1 protein-coding gene is annotated in these 1,535 nt (G+C 31.4%); it reads right to left on the minus strand.

Annotation, left to right across the window (positions count from 1 at the left end):
• Positions 1 to 353: 353 nt before the first annotated feature.
• Positions 354 to 1,397, minus strand: coding sequence for a T9SS type A sorting domain-containing protein (locus BLQ00_RS17360; RefSeq protein ID WP_093145585.1), 1,044 nt, complete (start codon positions 1,395 to 1,397; stop codon positions 354 to 356).
• Positions 1,398 to 1,535 lie beyond the last annotated feature (138 nt).

Below are 1,535 nucleotides of genomic sequence, written 5' to 3' on the forward strand. Positions count from 1 at the left end.
TTAATTTTTTATAAATTGAAAGGTTTAAATAAAACTTTCAGTCAGAAGGACGTAAGAATGACCGACTTGTTTCTTAGCAGAAAGCTGTTCGGATTCGATTCGTAAGAATCAGAATCCGAGCGATTGATGGCAACGGGTTTGTATAATAATTGTAGCGCTTGGCGCAGTGTGCGGCTTGAAGCGGCGACACCTTTTCAATTCTCTATTTAGTTCCGATTATTCGGAGCTGCGTGAGACTCAGAAGGACAAGCATTACGTATTGTTCCGATGACTAAAATAGTGAATTTTAAGTACTAAACATTCTGAAATTATGGAAAAGCTATGATTATTGATGCTTTGTTAGCAAACGTTTTTTATTCTTTTAAAAACTTTAATGTGTTTCCGCTATCAAATTTCAAAAAATACAATCCATTTGTCAGACTTCTAATGTCAATTTCTTCTTGATTCGAGGTAGTTCCATTTTGAATTATAGAACCTTGGGTATTAAAAATTTTATAATTTACTTTTTTTGTTAATCCAGAAAATTGAATAAAATCAGATGAAGGGTTTGGAAACATTCTTATTTTTTCAGTAAACAAATTTTCATTTAAAGAAAGTGTAATTTGAGTGCTCACAATTTTATTTTGTAAAATTAATGAAATGTAAAGAGTATTGTCTTTTAATGCAATTCCTGCTGGGATACCTAAATTAGTTACAATATCTGTAGTGGTAGGAGTAGTGTCTGTAATATCAAATTTAGAAATTTTGCTTGCACCTTCTTCTGCAATATAAATTTCGTTTCCAGCTAGCATAATAAAATTTGGAAAATTAGCTGTTACTACATCTGTAGTAGTTGGTGTAGTATCTGTAATGTCAATTTTAGAAATTTTATTTCCAGTTAATTCTGCAATATAAAGGTCATTTCCACTTAGTACTAATTGTCTAGGATTACTTAAATCAGTTACAACATCAATAGCTGTTGGTATAGCATCTGTAATGTCAATTTTAGAAATTTTACTTCCAGTTGATTCTGCAATATAAAGGTCATTTCCATTTAGTACCATTCCTTGAGGATTACTTAAATCAGTTACAACATCAATAGCTATTGGTGTAGCATCTGTAATGTCAATTTTAGAAATTTTATTTCCACCTTCTTCTGCAATATAAAGGTCATTTCCATTTAGTAATAATTGTCTAGGTTTATTTAAACCAGTTACAACATCAATAGCTGTTGGTGTGGCATCTGTAATGTCAATTTTAGAAATTTTACTTCCAGTTACTTCTGCAATATAAAGGTCATTACCATTTAGTACCATTCCTTGAGGAATACTTAAACCAGTTACAACATCAGTAGTTTGAGCAATAAGATTAATGCAGGTGAGTAATAAAATAGTTGTTAAAACGTAAATTTGTTTCATTGTAATTAATTTTTGTTGCTAATATTTCGTTTTAATGTTTGCTAACGGGTTTGTATAACGATTGTTGCGTTTGGCGCAGCGTGCTGAGGGCAGCAGCGACAAGTTCATACTTCTCTTCTTAGTTCCGAATTCAACAGA

This window comes from Ulvibacter litoralis, from assembly GCF_900102055.1.
Classification (GTDB): Bacteria; Bacteroidota; Bacteroidia; order Flavobacteriales; family Flavobacteriaceae; genus Ulvibacter; species Ulvibacter litoralis.

Excerpts from the sequence above, each read along its gene's own strand:
- BLQ00_RS17360 (WP_093145585.1), bottom strand. The coding sequence starts at position 1,397 with ATGAAACAAATTTACGTTTTAACAACTATTTTATTACTCACCTGCATT.